Below are 14,646 nucleotides of genomic sequence, written 5' to 3'. Positions count from 1 at the left end.
ACAAGGCACCCTATCCGGCGGGCTTGAGAGGCAGGCCCGCCATCCGATGTTCAGCTAACGGCACTCGGGGCGGGCAGCTGCGCGCTGCCCGCCCCGAGTGCCCGTACGTCAGATCACGGCGAGTTCTTCGACTCCACCGTGATGTCGCCGGCGATGATGCCGTCGCGCAGAGCGGTCAGCTCGTCGGCGAGACCCTCAGGCAGCTGCGACTCGAAGTCGTGGAACTCGGAGAGCTTCACACCCTCGTTCTCGAGCGTGCCGATGTACGGTGCAGCGTCGAACTCGCCCCCGGCTGCAGCGACGGTCGCGTCGTGGACGGCCACGTCGATCGCCTTCATGATCGAGACCAGCGTGATGTCCGCCACGCTGTCGTCGGCGACGGCGAGGTCGCTGTCGACACCGAGCATCAGGGTGTCCTCACCGCTGTCCTTGATGGCTGCTGCGGCGCTCTGGTAGATCGGGCCGCCGACCGGGAGGATGACGTCGACGCCCTGGTCGAGCACGGACTGAGCGGTCTGCTTGGCCGTGTCGTTCGCGTCGAAGCCACCGGTGAAGGCGCCCTTCTGGCCCGCGACATCCCAACCGAAGAGCTGGACGTCAGCGCCCTTGTCCTCGTTGTACTTCTCGACACCCAGCGCGTAGCCGTCCATGAAGACAGCGACCGAGGGGATCTGCAGACCACCGAAGGTACCGACCTTGTTGACACCCGACTGAGCCGACCATGCAGCGGCCGCGTAGCCACCGAGGTACGCCGCCTCGGCCGTGTTGAACACGAGGGGCTTGATGTTGTCGGCGTCGGTCGCGCCGTCCTGGTCGGTGTCTGCGTAGTCGTCGATGATCGCGAACTGCAGGTCGGGGTTGGCCTTGGCCGCCTCGACGGTCGCGGCAGCGAGCTTGAAGCCGACGGAGACGATCAGGCTGCAGCCCTCGGAGATCGCCGTCGTCATGTTGGGCTCGTAGTCGTTGTCGTTGGTCGACTCGAACTCGAGGGGCTCGACGCCGAGCTCTTCTGCGGCCTGGTCCATGCCGTTCTTGGCCGACTCGTTGAAGGACTTGTCGTTCCAGCCGCCGGCGTCGGAGATCAGGCAGGGCTTGAAGCCCTCGACGACGTCACCGGATGCGCCGGGAGCCGCGGACGAGCCCGGCTCGGGCGCGGTGCCACAGCCCGCGAGGGCCGCGATGAGAAGCGCAGCGCCGGCGATGCCGGCAAGCTTCTTCGGGTTCGAGATGGTCAAAAGTGCCTCCACGGGAAGGGAGCCCGCGGACTTCGCGGGCGTGCGCATCCGAAGTTACCTACTGTGACGTCGAGGACGCAGCGTGATCAGGCCGTACGTCGGAATGGTTACAAAGCCGCAATCATCTCGTCACGGGAGCGGCATCCTGCGCAATTGCGAACGCAGCACGACTCGGATCAGAGGACGTCTCCGCGGCCGGTGACCTTGAGAGCATCGACGACGCTCTTCACCCGCTGCGCGTGCTCCGCGGTGGTGACCAGGAGCGCGTCGTCCGTGTCGACCACGACGATGTCCTTCACCCCGATGATGCTGATGACACGGCTCGTCTGCGACACCACGATGCCGCTCGCCCGGTCCGACAGCACGCGCGCGTTCTTACCGAGGATCGCCAGGTCGGTGCGCCCTCCCGAGTTGAGCTTCGCGAGACTGGCGAAGTCCCCCACATCGTCCCAGTCGAAATGACCCGGCACGACGGCGAGCCGGCCTTTCTCGGCGGCGGGCTCGGCGACGACGTAGTCGATGGCGATCTTCTCGAGCGTGGGCCAGATGCGGTCGACGGCCGGTCCTCGCCGGTCGCGGTCGTCCCAGGCCTCCGCGAGCTCGATGAGCCCGGCGTGCAGGGCGGGGTTGTTGGCCTCGATCTCGGCGAGCAGCACGTCTGCCCGCGAGATGAACATGCCCGCGTTCCAGAGGTAGGAGCGATCGGCGACGTAGGTCTTGGCCGTCTCGAGGTCGGGCTTCTCGACGAAGCGCTCCACGAGCGAGGCATCCCGCGCCCCGTCGACGATCAGCTCGCCGCCCCGCTTGATGTACCCGAATCCAACCGCCGGCTCCGTGGGCTGGATGCCGATCGTGCAGATGTACCCCTCGCGGGCGACCTCGACGGCGTCGCGCACCGCGAACTCGAAGACGCGCGACCCGCGGATGACGTGGTCGGCCGCGAAGGAGCCGATGACGACGTCCGGATGCCGACGGTGCAGGATCGCCGCCGCGAGACCGATCGCGGCCGCCGAGTCCCGCGGCTCGGACTCGAGGATGACGTTCTTGTCGGGGATGCCGGGCAGCTGCGCCTCGACCGCCGCGCGATGCGCACGACCGGTGACGACCGCGATGCGGTCGGGACCGGTCAGAGGTTCCAGTCGGTTCCAGGTGTCGCGCAGCAGCGAGTGCCCGGATCCGGTCAGGTCGTGCAGGAATTTCGGCGCGTCCGCGCGCGAGAGCGGCCACAGACGTGAACCGACGCCCCCGGCGGGGATCACGGCGTAGAAGTCCTCGATGTGTTCGACCATGGTCCGAACCCTATCGGCCGGTCGTGACGCCCCCGTTCCGTCCGCGTGACGGGCGCGGTCCCGAGAGGACGGCCGTGATCAATATGTTCTAAGGCTCCCCTTCCTCGCCCGCCACCTTCAGCGCCGCTTAGGATGGTCGGTGCGCCCGCTTGCGACGATGGGCGACATTCCCTGGGGATGCCGTGACCTCGCCGCGCAGCGCGACCCATCTCACCCAAGGGAGGACGACCGTGTCTGCACCAGCACGCGTCACGCCGTCGGTAGCTGAGACCACGTCCAAGACCCCGCGCGGCACGCTGTACCGCGGCAACGAGGGCATGTGGTCGTGGGTGCTGCACCGGATCACCGGCATCGCCATCTTCTTCTTCCTGCTCGTGCATGTGCTCGACACGGCCCTCATCCGGGTCTCCCCCGACGCATACGACGCGGTCATCGGCACGTACAAGAATCCGATCATGGGTCTCGGCGAGGTCGCCCTCGTCGCGGCGATCGTGTACCACGCGTTCAACGGGCTCCGCATCATCGCGGTCGACCTGTGGCCGTGGGCGACGCGTCACCAGCGTCAGCTCTGGTGGGGCGTCCTGGCCGTCTGGGCGGTCACGCTCGTCGGCTTCGCCGCACGCCACCTTCCGAACGTCTTCTCGCACATGGGAGGCGAGCACTGATGACCGCCGATACCCTCGTCCCTCCGCGCACCCCGCAGGGCAAGGCCGCCGTCCGCAAGAAGGGACCGAACCTCGAGAAGTGGGGCTGGGTCTTCATGCGCGTCTCGGGCGTGCTGCTGATCGTCCTCATCTTCGGTCACCTCTTCGTCAACCTGATGGTCGGCGAGGGCATCTCGGCCCTCGACTTCGCGTTCGTCGCCGGCAAGTTCGCCAGCCCGTTCTGGCAGGTGTGGGACGTGCTGATGCTGTGGCTCGCCTTCATCCACGGCACCAACGGCATGCGCACGATCGTCAACGACTACGTCACCAACGCGAAGGTGCGGAAGGTGCTCGTCACGAGCCTGTGGGTGGTGGCCGGATTCATGATCCTGCTCGGCACCCTCGTCGTCTTCACCTTCGACCCCTGCATCCCGAACCTCGACGGCAGCATCGTCGCAGAGGTCTGCAAGGCACAGGGCTGAGCCGGTCCGACCGGCACGCATACGGATAGAACAGAGGCAATCGTCACGTGAGCACTCAGACCGCGGACTCCGTCGTCAAGGACGGCGTCCACTACCACCAGTTCGATGTCGTCATCGTCGGCGCCGGCGGCGCGGGCATGCGCGCCGCGATCGAGGCGGGTCCCGGGGCCAAGACCGCCGTCATCACGAAGCTCTACCCGACGCGCAGCCACACCGGCGCCGCGCAGGGCGGTATGGCCGCGGCTCTCGCGAACGTCGAAGAGGACTCCTGGGAGTGGCACACCTTCGACACCGTCAAGGGCGGCGACTACCTGGTCGACCAGGACGCGGCGGAGATCCTCGCGAAGGAGGCCATCGACGCGGTCATCGACCTCGAGAACATGGGCCTGCCCTTCAACCGCACGCCCGACGGCAAAATCGATCAGCGTCGTTTCGGCGGTCACACCGCCGAGCACGGCAAGAACCCGGTGCGTCGTGCGTGCTACGCCGCCGACCGCACCGGCCACATGATCCTGCAGACGCTGTTCCAGAACTGCGTCAAGCTCGGCATCAACTTCTTCAACGAGTTCTACGCGCTCGACCTCATCACGGTGAAGGATGCCCTGGGTCGCACCGGCATCGCCGGCGTCGTCGCCTACGAGCTCGCCACCGGCGACCTCCACGTCTTCCACGCGAAGGCCGTCATCTTCGCGACGGGCGGCTTCGGCAAGATCTTCAAGACCACCTCGAACGCGCACACCCTCACGGGTGACGGCGTCGGCATCGTGTGGCGCAAGGGCTTGCCGCTCGAGGACATCGAATTCTTCCAGTTCCACCCGACCGGCCTCGCCGGCCTCGGCATCCTCCTGACCGAGGGTGCGCGCGGTGAGGGCGCGATCCTCCGCAACGCCTCGGGCGAGCGGTTCATGGAGCGCTACGCCCCGACCATCAAGGACCTCGCCCCCCGCGACATCGTCGCGCGATGCATGGTCAAGGAGGTCCTCGAGGGCCGCGGCGCCGGTCCGAACAAGGACTACGTCTACCTCGACTGCACGCACCTCGGCGCGGAGGTCCTCGAGACCAAGCTCCCCGACATCACCGAGTTCGCCCGCACCTATCTCGGTGTCGACCCGGTCGTCGAGCCCGTTCCGGTCATGCCGACGGCCCACTACGCGATGGGCGGCATCCCGACCAACACCAAGGGTGAAGTCCTCGCCGACAACGACACCATCGTCCCCGGTCTCTACGCCGCCGGCGAGTGCGCGTGCGTGTCGGTGCACGGCGCGAACCGCCTCGGCACCAACTCGCTGCTGGACATCAACGTCTTCGGCAAGCGCTCGGGCCAGAACGCGGTCGAGTACGTCCAGACCGCCGAGTTCATGCCGCTCCCCGAGGACCCCGCGAAGGAGGTCCGCGAGATGATCGAGGGCCTGCGGAACAACGCCGGCACCGAGCGCATCTCGACCCTCCGCAAGAAGCTGCAGGAGGAGATGGACGCGAACGCCCAGGTGTTCCGCACCGAGGAGACCCTCACCAACGTCATGGGCACCATCAACGATCTGCGCGAGCGGTACAAGAACGTCCACGTCGACGACAAGGGTAAGCGGTACAACACCGACCTGCTCGAAGCCGTCGAGCTGGGCTTCCTGCTCGACATCGCCGAGATCGTCGCCTACGCAGCGCGCAATCGGCGCGAGAGCCGCGGTGGTCACATGCGCGAGGACTACCCCGACCGCAACGACGACAAGTACATGCAGCACACGATGGCCTACCTCACGGGTGACCCGCACTCCGCGAACCCCGAGGACCACATCCGCCTGGATTGGAAGCCGGTCGTGTTCACGAAGAACGAGCAGGGCGAGTACAACTACCCGCCGATGGAGAGGAAGTACTGATGACCATCGTCGATTCCGACGCTCCGACCGGTACGCAGGAGTCCACGGACTCCGGCATCCAGTCGTACCTGGTCACCTTCATCATCCGGCGCTTCGACCCCGAGGTCGACGCCGAGCCGCGCTGGGTCGACTACGACGTCGAGATGTACCCGACCGACCGTGTGCTCGACGCGCTGCACCGCATCAAGTGGGACGTCGACGGCACGCTCAGCTTCCGCCGCTCGTGCGCCCACGGCATCTGCGGCTCGGACGCGATGCGCATCAACGGCCGCAACCGCCTCGCCTGCAAGACGCTGATCAAGGACCTCGACATCTCGAAGCCGATCTACGTCGAGGCGATCAAGGGCCTGCCGCTGGAGAAGGACCTCATCGTCGACATGGACCCGTTCTTCGAGTCCTTCCGCGACGTGCAGCCCTTCCTGCAGGCGAACACCGCGCCGGAGCCCGGCAAGGAGCGCATCCAGTCCATCAAGGACCGCGCCGTCTACGACGACACCACCAAGTGCATCCTCTGCGCCGCATGCACCTCGTCGTGCCCCGTCTTCTGGACCGACGGCCAGTACTTCGGTCCCGCGGCGATCGTGAACGCGCACCGCTTCATCTTCGACTCGCGCGACGACGCCGGCGACGTGCGTCTCGACATCCTCAACGACAAGGAGGGCGTGTGGCGCTGCCGCACGACCTTCAACTGCACCGAGGCGTGCCCCCGCGGCATCGAGATCACGAAGGCCATCGCCGAGGTCAAGCAGGCGGTCCTGCGCGGCTGATCCCGCCCGATAGCCTCGAGGCGTGACCTCGGACGACACGACGCCTCCCCTGCGCGAGCGGTGGGAGGCGTCTCGTCTGCGTGAGCGCCTCGACCAGCCCATCGAGCGGGCCACCCAGCTCACCCGGGCGACGGTCGCGTCGTTCCCGGTGCGGGTGTGGCGGCACTTCCTGCGTCGGAACGGGTTCCTGCTGGCGGCATCCATCAGCTATCAGTCCCTGTTCGCGCTCTTCGCGACCCTCTACGCCGCCTTCGCGGTGGTCGGGCTGTGGCTCGGTGGCTCGCAGGCAGCGATCGACGGGCTGATCCGCGTGGTCGACTCCTACATCCCGGGGTTCATCGGCGACGCGGGGCCTGTGGATCCCGACGACGTGGCGTCGATCGCGCGCGACAGCGGCAGCCTGCTCGCCGTGACCGGATCGATCGCCCTCGCCGTCGCCGTCTGGACCGCCATCGGCTTCGTCACCTTCACCCGGCGGGCTGTGCGCGACATCTTCGGGCTGCCGTTCGACGCCCGCAGCTTCTTCCTGCTCAAGCTCGGAGACCTCGTCGCGGCGATCCTGTTCGGTGCGGCCCTCGTCCTCGGCGCCGGTCTGGGACTGATCGCGGGCGGCGTCCTGACCCAGGTGCTGGCCTGGTTCGAGGTCGACGTGCCCTCCTCCGCCGCGCAACTCGCGAGCCGCATCGGCTCGGTGGTCGTGAGCGTCGTGCTGAACGCCGCCGCCCTGACCTTGCTCATCCGGTTCCTCACCGGAACGTCCCTTCCGTGGCGGTCGATCATCCCCGGCGCGACGGCCGGCGGTGCGGCGCTCGCCCTGCTCCAGCTCGGATTCGGCTTCCTGGCCGCCTACTCCCCCACCAATCCCCTCCTCGCCACCTTCTCCGTCGTCATCGGTCTGCTTCTGTGGTTGCGTCTGGCGGGCATCGTCATGCTCGTCGCGGCATCCTGGATCGGTGTCGCCGCGCGAGACGCCGACATCCCTCTCGCACCCCTGACGGCGCAGGAGCGGCGCGCGGCCGAGCGGGAGGCGCTGCGCCTGGTCGCCGAGGCCGGCGGTGCGCGAGGCGCGTGCCGCTCTCGCGGAGGCCCGATGGTGGCAGCGGCCGGCGGCACGCCGAGACCTGCGCCGCGCGGAGGAGCTGCTCGAGCGGACTCGCGGCACGACCGGTGTCGGCGGGCCCGCATAGGCTGGCAGGCGTGCCTCGAACCGTCCGCATCGCCTCCGTCAACGTCAACGGCATCCGCGCCGCCGCCCGGAAGGGCATGCACGCCTGGCTCGAGACGGCGGGCGTCGACCTCCTGACCCTGCAGGAGGTGCGAGCCGAGGCATCCGATCTCACCGCGGCCCTGCCCGGCTGGCACATCGTGAACGACGAGGCCCTCGCGAAGGGGCGCGCAGGTGTCGCCATCGCCGCCCGTGAGCCGCTGGACGTGTGGCGCATCGAGCTGGGCGACGAGACGCTCGACTCGAAGGGACGATGGGTCGAGGCGGACGTCGAGGTCGAGGGCGAGACCCTCACCGTCGTCAGCGCCTATGTGTTCACCGGCGAGGCCGGCACCGAGAAGCAGGACGCCAAGTACGCGTTCCTCGACGCGATGGAAGAGCGGATGCCGCACCTCGGCGACCTCGCCCTCATCACGGGCGACCTCAACGTCGGTCACCGCGAGTTCGACATCCGCAACTGGAAGGGCAACGTCAAGAAGGCCGGCTTCCTGCCGCGCGAGCGCGCCTACTTCGACCGCTTCACTGCGCCCGCGGGCGAGACGGTGACGACGGTCGACGGCGAGAGCGGTCGTGGGCTCGGCTGGGTCGACGTGGGGCGCTCGTTCGCCGGCGAGGTGGACGGGCCGTACACGTGGTGGTCGAACCGCGGGAAGGCGTTCGACAACGACACCGGCTGGCGCATCGACTACCACCTCGCGACCGCCGAGCTCGCGACGCGAGCGACCGACTATCGCGTGGTGCGGGCACCCTCCTGGGACACGCGCTGGAGCGACCACGCGCCGGTCGTGGCCGACTACACGCTGGGCGGCTGAGCCGGGCCGCGGGGGCGCGGCATCCGTTCGCGCCTAGGATCGTAGGGTGAGCAAACCCCGCCTGTACTCCGGAATGCAGCCCTCCGCCGACTCTCTCCAGATCGGCAACTACATCGGGGCTCTCATGCAGTGGCGGGACCTGCAGGAGGCTTACGACGCGTTCTTCTCCGTCGTCGACCTCCATGCGCTCACCCAGCCGAACGACCCCGCCGAGCTGCGCGAGAAGACCCGGCGCACCGCGGCGCAGTACATCGCTGCGGGCATCGAGCCGTCGAAGTCGACACTGTACGTGCAGTCGCACGTACGTGCGCACGCCGAGCTCGCCTGGGTGCTCTCGACCGTGACGGGCTTCGGCGAGGCGAACCGGATGACCCAGTTCAAGGACAAGTCGGCACGCTACGGCACCGACGCCACGAACGTCGGCCTGTTCACCTATCCGATCCTCATGGCCGCCGACATCCTGCTCTATCAGACCGACATCGTGCCCGTGGGCGACGACCAGAAGCAGCACGTCGAGCTGACGCGCACGCTCGCGGAGCGGTTCAACGGCCGCTACGGCGAGGCGTTCCGCGTGCCGATGCCCGTGATCCAGAAGGACACGGCGCGCATCTACGACCTCCAGAACCCGACGGCGAAGATGTCGAAGTCCGCCGAGTCGGATGCCGGTGTGCTGTGGCTGCTCGACGATCCGGCGAAGTCCGCGAAGAAGGTCATGCGCGCCGTCACCGACTCGGAGGGCGTCGTGCGCTACGACCGCGAGGCCAAGCCCGGGGTCTCCAACCTGCTCGTGATCTACGCCGCGCTGAGCGGGCGGCAGATCCCCTCCATCGAGGACGAGTACGCCGGCCGCGGATACGGCGACTTCAAGAAGGGTCTCGCCGAGGTCGTGGTGGCGGAGTTCGGTCCGGTGCGCGAACGCGCCCTCGAGCTGCTGGACGACCCGGCCGAGCTCGACCGCGTGCTCGCCGCGAACGCCGCGCGCGCCGACGAGGTCGCCGACCGCACCCTGACCGACGTCTACGACAAGCTCGGGCTGCTGCGACGTGTCTGACGAGCCGCGCCTCGACCCCGCCCCCGAGCTGGTCGCCGCGATCGACGCGGCCGCCGGCCCTTCCATGGCGGCGCCCGACGACCGCGCCGCCCAGGAGCGCCTCTGGCGGGCGGTGTTCGCGCTCGAGAAGTGGCTGTTCATCGCCCGAGGCACGGACGATGCCCCGACTCCCTTCGCCGCCACGACCGAGCAGGGCCCCGCGATCTTCGCGTTCTCGACGGCGCAGCGTGCGCAGGATGCGGCGGCGGGCTTCGGCATCCCCGTCGAGGAGCGCGGCCGCGTGCTCGCCGTCCCCCTCCCCGACGCGGCCGGCTGGGTCGCCTCGTACGCCGAAGCGGGCGTCGAATCGATGGTCTTCGACGCGCCCGTCATCGGCGCCATGGCTCCGCTCGCGAACCTCGCCGCCATGGCGGTCTGGATCCAGCAGCATCCGGACGCCTGACGCGGCGCTGCGGACACGCGGATAGGGTCGGAGGGTGGAACCGGTGACCCTGCGGACGGAGCGACTCGAACTGTCGATGCCGACGGCGGCCGACATCGATGCCATCACGACCGCCGCACAGGACCCCGAGGTGCCGCGCTGGACCACCCTGCCCTCTCCCTACGAGCGACGGCACGCGGAGGAGTTCATCGACAAGGCCGCCTCCTGGTGGGACGAGGAGAGCGAGCTCACCTGGGCGGTGCGCCGCGAGGGTCGCTGGATCGGCATGATCGGGCTGCATCGGGTCGAGAAGCAGGGCTCCGCCGAGATCGGGTTCTGGATGGATGCCGCGGCCCGTGGCCACGGCTACCTCACCGAGGCCGCGACCGCCGTCGTCGACTTCGGCTTCGCGGAACCGCTCGCCCTCGCCCGCATCCAGTGGCGAGCGATCGTCGGCAACGGCGCCTCGGCACGTGTCGCGCAGAAGCTCGGCTTCCGGTACGAGGGGATCCTGCGGCAGGGCCTCAGCGACCCCCGCGGGCGCTACGACGGATGGATCGCGGCGCTCCTCCCCGACGACGACCGCACCCCGGTGCGCTGGCCGGTGATCTGACAACCCCCTCATCACCGTCCGATGCGAGTGGCAGGATGACGGCATGCCGGAGATGCCCGAGGTGCAAGGACTGGTCGACTTCCTGCGCGAGCGCGCGACCGGACTGACCGTCACGAAGGTCTCCGTCGCGAACATCGCCGCCCTGAAGACCTACGATCCCCCGATCGACGCGATGAAGGGCGCGACGGTGACCGGCGCCCAGCGGCACGGGAAGTTCGTCGACCTCGAGACGGATGCCGGTGCCCACCTCGTCTTCCACCTCGCCAAGGCCGGCTGGTTGCGGTGGTACGACCAGCTCCCGGCGACCGTCATCCGTCCGGGAAAGACACCCATCGCGCTGCGGGTCGGGTTCGACGACGGGTCGGGGTTCGACCTCACCGAGGCCGGCACCAAGAAGTCCCTCGCGTACTACGCAGCCCGATCCCCCGCCGATGTCCCCGGGATCGCCCGACTCGGTCCCGACCCCCTCGACCCGTCCTTCACGCGCGACACCCTCGCGGGACTCCTCGCCGGACGGCGGACGCAGATCAAGGGGGTGCTTCGCGACCAGTCGATCATCGCCGGCATCGGCAACGCGTATTCCGACGAGATCCTGCACGCGGCGAAGATGTCGCCCTACGCCCTGGCCGCCACGCTGACGGATGCCGAGATCGATCGGCTCTACGCCGCCATGCAGCAGACGCTCGCCGAGGCCGTCGCCGCGGCATCCGGCAGACCTCCCGCCGATCTCAAGGATGCGAAGCGTCGCGGGATGGCCGTCCACGGCCGGCGGGGAGAGGCATGCCCGGTCTGCGGCGATGAGGTGCGGTCGGTGTTCTTCGCCGACAACAGTCTCGAGTACTGCCCCACGTGTCAGACGGGCGGCAAGATCCTCGCCGACCGCCGACTGTCGCGCCTGCTGAAGTAGATCAGACCGTTCCGGCGAGCACGCGCGCGTCGTCGTCGACCCATCCCATGGACTTCTCGACGGCCTTCGCCCACAGACGGCAGCGACGATCCCGCTCGTCGGCGTCCATCTGCGGCTCGAACCGGCGGTCCTCCTGCCAGTACCCTCGGAGCGCGTCGAGCCCCGACCAGACACCGACGGCGAGACCGGCGGCGTAGGCGGCTCCGAGCGCCGTCGTCTCGACGACCTTGGGGCGGACGACCGGGATGCCGAGGATGTCGGCCTGGAACTGCATGAGCAGGTCGTTGCGGGTCATCCCGCCGTCGACGCGGAGCTCCTCGAGCCCGCGGTCCGTGTCGGACACCACGGCAGCGATGACGTCGCGCGTCTGGAAGGCCGTCGCCTCGAGCGCAGCCCGCGCGATGTGGGCCTTCGTCACGTATCGGGTGAGGCCGACCAGCGCGCCGCGGGCGTCGGGACGCCAGTAGGGCGCGAACAGACCCGAGAACGCGGGCACGAAGTACGCGCCGCCGTTGTCGTCGACACTGCGGGCGAGGCGTTCCACCTCGGTCGACTCCGAGATGATGCCGAGGTTGTCGCGCAGCCACTGGACGAGCGATCCGGTGACGGCGATCGACCCCTCGAGGGCGTAATGCGGCGGCTCGTCGCCCAGGCGGTAGGCGACCGTGGTGATGAGGCCGGCATCCGATCGCACCAGCTCCGTGCCGGTGCCGACGAGCAGGAAGTTGCCGGTCCCGTAGGTGTTCTTGGACTGTCCGGCGTCGAAAGCCGCCTGGCCGAAGGTCGCGGCCTGCTGGTCGCCGAGAATGCCGGCGATCCGGATGCCACGGGCCACCCGCGGCTGCACGACCTCGCCGTACACCTCGGAGGACGACCGGATCTCGGGCAGCATCTCTCGCGGGATGTCCCACACCTGCAGCATCTCGTCGGACCAGTCGAGGGTCGTCAGATCCATGAGGAGCGTCCGGCTCGCGTTGGTGACGTCGGTGATGTGGATGCCGCCGTCGCTGCCGCCCGTGAGGTTCCACACGACCCAGGTGTCGGGCGTCCCGAACAGGAGATCGCCGCGACGCGCCGCCTCGCGGGCGCCGTCGACGTTGTCGAGGATCCAGGCGATCTTCGACGCGGAGAAGTAGGACGCCAGGGGGAGCCCGGTCACGTCGGCGAAGGCGTCGACACCGTGCGCGGAGATCAGACGGTCGATCGCGGGCTGAGTGCGCGTGTCCTGCCAGACGAGCGCGTTGTGGATCGGCCGACCGGTGCGGCGGTCCCACACGATCGCCGTCTCACGCTGATTCGTGACACCGATCGCTGCGACGTCGGCGGCCGAGAGCCCCACGCGGCCCAGCGCCTTGGCGAGCACCCACTCGGTGTTCGTCCAGATCTCGACGGGGTCGTGCTCGACGCGTCCCGCGCGCGGGAAGATCTGCTCGTGCTCACGCTGGGCGGTGGCGACGAGGTTGCCCTCCCCGTCGAACACGATGGCCCGCGTCGAGGTGGTGCCCTGGTCGATGGCGATCACGTGCTCGGTCACGTCTCGTCTCCTCTTCGAGTACTCGTCGCCGGTGGGCGGCGACGGGATGCCGGCGTCAGACAGCGACGGGATCGGCGGCGTGCACCGCGGCGAGCGCGCGGTCGATCTCGGCGCGCCGCGTCGCGGCATCCCAGCCCATCACATCCGCGATGGCATCGGCCACCTCGTCGAGCACCTCGGGGGTCGCCTCGCCGCGGAAGCCGACATTGGTCCGGCGAAGGACGATGTCGTCGAGGTGCACGACCGACTCGGTGCGTGCGATGTGGCGGAACTCACCCGAGCTGAAGCGGGGCAGCGAGGCGAGGGGCGCATCCTCGTCGTCCTCGCGGAGCGACGCCGCGACGGCGAGCGCGTGCGTGCCGTACCGGTGCAGGAGGCTGGTGCCACGCTCGAGTCCGAAGTCGGCGAGGTGGTGGTGGACCCATTCGTCGCGCTCGGCGTCGGTGCGCGGGAAGCCGACGGCGCCGCCGATCGGCAGTCCCTTGGTCGAGCGGACCCGCGTGCGGCCGATGCGCGTCATGAGCTCGTCGGCGAGGCGTGCGGCGACGGCGCGGAACGTGGTCCACTTTCCTCCGACGAGGCTCAGCACGGGCACGCCGTCGGACCCGGGAAGCGTCGCCTCCTCGATGCGGTAATCCCGCGAGACGAAGCCGGCCGCCACGTCGCCGTGACCCGGGAGGGGGCGGACACCGGAATAGCGGTAGACGATCTGAGACCGCTCGACGGGGATCGTCGGGTAGACGTGGCCGATGAGATCGAGGAAGTAGTCGACCTCCTCCTCGGTGCAGACCGCGGGCTCGGACATGTCGTGCTCGAGGTCCGTCGTGCCCACCAGGACCCGGCCGTTCAGCGGGTAGATGAGCACGATGCGCCCGTCCGAGTGCTCGAAGAAGATCTCACGGCCGCCGGTCGCCTTCATCAGCTCGGGGTGGTCCAGGACGATGTGCGACCCCTTCGTGCCGCCCATGTACCGCGTCGCGTCGCCGAGGGCACGGTTGGCGAGGTCGGTCCACGGGCCGGCTGCATTGAGGACGACGGATGCCGAGAAGGGGAACTCCTCACCCGTGACCTCGTCGCGCAGGACGACCCTGCCGCCGTCGACCCCGGCTGCCGAGGTGTAGTTCGCCGCGCGGGCACGGCTCCCGCCGAGGGCGACGCCGTCGCGGACCAGATCGAGGCCGAGCCGCTCCGGCTCGCGGAGGGACGCATCCCAGTACGTCGCCGTGTACTTCACGTCGGCGTTGAGGTCGGGCAGATCCCGCAGCGAGCGACGCCGGCCGTGGAAGGTGTGCCGGGGAACGCGACCGCCGCCGCGCGAGAAGGAGTCGTAGATGATCAGCCCGACCTTGATCAGCAGCGCGCCGCGCTCGGTGGACGCCGTCTTGCGGTGCAGCAGCATGCGCATCGGCGCGGAGAGCAGACCCGAGAACGTCGAGAAGATCGGCACGGTGGTGCGCAGCGGTCGCACGTAGTGCGCTGCGGTGGTCAGCAGGTCGTTGCGCTCGGTGACCGCCTCGTGGACGAGGCGGAACTCCCCGTTCTCGAGATAGCGGATGCCGCCGTGGATCATGTGGCTGGACGCGGCCGACGCACCGGAGAGGAAGTCGCTGCGCTCGACGAGGGCGACGTCCACACCCTGGAGGGCGAGGTCGCGGAAGGTCGCGACGCCGTTGATGCCCCCACCGATGATGAGCACGTCTGCCTGCGGCCGCTCCCGCAGCGCCGTCGTCGTCCGTCGGATCTCGGTGTCCACGTCACACTCCCACTTCTTCCGGGGCCCTGCCCCGACCGC

The 14,646-nt window shown here is 69.0% G+C and carries 14 protein-coding genes; 10 read left to right on the top strand and 4 right to left on the bottom strand.

Going from position 1 to position 14,646, the window contains the following annotated elements; translation table 11 throughout:
* Window positions 1-113: 113 nt before the first annotated feature.
* Together M3190_RS14275 and M3190_RS14270 are read right to left on the bottom strand one after the other, a co-directional pair.
* Entirely contained in the window at window positions 114-1,235 is a 1,122-nt protein-coding gene (locus M3190_RS14275; RefSeq protein WP_251583235.1) for a BMP family lipoprotein, read from the bottom strand.
* 176 nt (window positions 1,236-1,411) lie between these two features.
* Window positions 1,412-2,524: a mannose-1-phosphate guanylyltransferase gene (locus tag M3190_RS14270; protein WP_251583146.1), complete on the bottom strand. Its 1,113-nt coding sequence runs from the start codon at window positions 2,522-2,524 to the stop codon at window positions 1,412-1,414.
* 230 nt (window positions 2,525-2,754) lie between these two features.
* On the opposite strand from M3190_RS14270, the gene sdhC reads away from it, so the two are divergent.
* Genes sdhC through M3190_RS14220 form a run of 10 tightly spaced genes read left to right on the top strand, consistent with a single transcriptional unit; the run spans window position 2,755 to window position 11,320 of the window.
* Entirely contained in the window at window positions 2,755-3,189 is a 435-nt protein-coding gene (sdhC, locus tag M3190_RS14265) for a succinate dehydrogenase, cytochrome b556 subunit (protein ID WP_251583144.1), read from the top strand.
* Window positions 3,189-3,650, top strand: a complete 462-nt coding sequence (gene sdhD / locus M3190_RS14260) for a succinate dehydrogenase, hydrophobic membrane anchor protein (protein WP_251583142.1) — start codon at window positions 3,189-3,191, stop codon at window positions 3,648-3,650. The genes sdhC and sdhD overlap by 1 nt, the downstream gene beginning before the upstream one ends.
* A gap of 47 nt (window positions 3,651-3,697) precedes the next feature.
* Window positions 3,698-5,524: a succinate dehydrogenase flavoprotein subunit gene (sdhA, locus tag M3190_RS14255; RefSeq protein ID WP_251583136.1), complete on the top strand. Its 1,827-nt coding sequence runs from the start codon at window positions 3,698-3,700 to the stop codon at window positions 5,522-5,524.
* Window positions 5,524-6,291, top strand: coding sequence for a succinate dehydrogenase iron-sulfur subunit (locus tag M3190_RS14250; RefSeq protein ID WP_064001349.1), 768 nt, complete (start codon window positions 5,524-5,526; stop codon window positions 6,289-6,291). Before sdhA ends, M3190_RS14250 begins: the two co-directional genes overlap by 1 nt.
* A 22-nt stretch (window positions 6,292-6,313) precedes the next feature.
* Window positions 6,314-7,594: a YihY/virulence factor BrkB family protein gene (locus M3190_RS14245; RefSeq protein ID WP_251583132.1), complete on the top strand. Its 1,281-nt coding sequence runs from the start codon at window positions 6,314-6,316 to the stop codon at window positions 7,592-7,594.
* The gene (locus tag M3190_RS14240; protein ID WP_251583128.1) at window positions 7,489-8,328 is read left to right on the top strand and encodes an exodeoxyribonuclease III; all 840 of its coding nucleotides are present in this window, start codon (window positions 7,489-7,491) and stop codon (window positions 8,326-8,328) included. The genes M3190_RS14245 and M3190_RS14240 overlap by 106 nt, the downstream gene beginning before the upstream one ends.
* 46 nt (window positions 8,329-8,374) lie before the next feature.
* On the top strand, window positions 8,375-9,379 hold the full coding sequence (gene trpS / locus M3190_RS14235) for a tryptophan--tRNA ligase (protein WP_308222259.1): 1,005 nt from the start codon (window positions 8,375-8,377) through the stop codon (window positions 9,377-9,379).
* Window positions 9,372-9,821: a hypothetical protein gene (locus M3190_RS14230; protein WP_251583124.1), complete on the top strand. Its 450-nt coding sequence runs from the start codon at window positions 9,372-9,374 to the stop codon at window positions 9,819-9,821. Before trpS ends, M3190_RS14230 begins: the two co-directional genes overlap by 8 nt.
* 34 nt (window positions 9,822-9,855) lie before the next feature.
* Window positions 9,856-10,413 carry a GNAT family N-acetyltransferase gene (locus tag M3190_RS14225; protein WP_251583122.1) on the top strand — a complete coding sequence of 186 codons (558 nt, stop codon included), beginning with the start codon at window positions 9,856-9,858 and terminating at the stop codon, window positions 10,411-10,413.
* 43 nt (window positions 10,414-10,456) lie between these two features.
* Window positions 10,457-11,320 (top strand): Fpg/Nei family DNA glycosylase, encoded by an 864-nt coding sequence (locus M3190_RS14220; protein ID WP_251583121.1) that lies wholly within the window; start codon window positions 10,457-10,459, stop codon window positions 11,318-11,320.
* Window position 11,321: 1 nt separating this feature from the next.
* Here M3190_RS14220 and glpK read toward each other — a convergent pair whose 3' ends face one another.
* Window positions 11,322-12,854 carry a glycerol kinase GlpK gene (gene glpK, locus M3190_RS14215; protein ID WP_251583120.1) on the bottom strand — a complete coding sequence of 511 codons (1,533 nt, stop codon included), beginning with the start codon at window positions 12,852-12,854 and terminating at the stop codon, window positions 11,322-11,324.
* A gap of 55 nt (window positions 12,855-12,909) precedes the next feature.
* Window positions 12,910-14,607 (bottom strand): glycerol-3-phosphate dehydrogenase/oxidase, encoded by a 1,698-nt coding sequence (locus tag M3190_RS14210; protein ID WP_251583118.1) that lies wholly within the window; start codon window positions 14,605-14,607, stop codon window positions 12,910-12,912.
* Window positions 14,608-14,646 lie beyond the last annotated feature (39 nt).

Source organism: Microbacterium oleivorans (assembly GCF_023715745.1).
GTDB lineage: Bacteria > Actinomycetota > Actinomycetes > Actinomycetales > Microbacteriaceae > Microbacterium > Microbacterium oleivorans_D.
The sequence above is the reverse complement of the archived record's forward strand: the minus strand, read 5'-3'. Positions and strand labels throughout refer to the sequence as shown.

Bases quoted from the DNA above. Each gene is read 5' to 3' on its own strand.
- sdhD (WP_251583142.1), top strand. From the start codon at position 3,189: ATGACCGCCGATACCCTCGTCCCTCCGCGCACCCCGCAGGGCAAGGCC.
- M3190_RS14270 (WP_251583146.1), bottom strand. From the start codon at position 2,524: ATGGTCGAACACATCGAGGACTTCTACGCCGTGATCCCCGCCGGGGGC.
- M3190_RS14220 (WP_251583121.1), top strand. From the start codon at position 10,457: ATGCCGGAGATGCCCGAGGTGCAAGGACTGGTCGACTTCCTGCGCGAG.
- M3190_RS14250 (WP_064001349.1), top strand. From the start codon at position 5,524: ATGACCATCGTCGATTCCGACGCTCCGACCGGTACGCAGGAGTCCACG.